Consider the following 633-nt stretch of genomic DNA (forward strand, 5'->3'; position numbering starts at 1 on the left):
CCGATTTACTTTCAATTTCAATTTTTCTTCAATGAATTTGGTGACTCCCTCGCTTACTCGGACTGCTGCTTTTCGGCTCTTCACGAAGATTACTGTATCGTCCGCAAATCTCACAAATCTCAGTTTTCTTCTTTCTAGTTCTTTATCCAGTTCATTCAACATAACGTTTGATAGTAATGGACTAAGATTTCCGCCTTGACTGAAACCCTGTCTATTCTTTTCAAACATTCCATTAACCATTACTCCCGCATTCAAATACTTGTGAATCAGCGATATCACCCTACCATCTTTTATCGTTTCTGATAAAATTTGAATTAATTTACTGTGATTTACAGTATCAAAGTACTTTTCAAGGTCAATGGATATCACTGTTGTGTATCCCTCTTGAATATACTCCCGTGCTTTCCTGATTGCCTGATGTTGATTACGGTTTGGTCTAAAACCAAAACTATTTTCCGAAAATTGAGGCTCATATATTGGTGAAAGCACTTGTACCATTGCTTGTTGGATTACTCGGTCTATGACCGTAGGTACTCCTAATTTCCGCTTTGTTCCATCCTCTTTTGGGATTTCCACTCTACGTACTGGCTTTGGCTTATACTTTCCCTTTAATACGGTTTCTCTGATTTCTTC

1 protein-coding gene is annotated in these 633 nt (G+C 37.8%); it reads right to left on the bottom strand.

The genetic code is table 11. The features are described from left to right. Nucleotides 1-633, bottom strand: a 633-nt coding sequence (locus tag UGRO018_RS17770; RefSeq protein WP_416327846.1) for a reverse transcriptase domain-containing protein, incomplete at both ends; no start/stop codon positions are given.

It is taken from the genome of Hoskinsella mucinilytica (assembly GCF_045223415.1).
Taxonomy (GTDB): domain Bacteria; phylum Bacillota_I; class Bacilli_A; order Erysipelotrichales; family Erysipelotrichaceae; genus Hoskinsella; species Hoskinsella mucinilytica.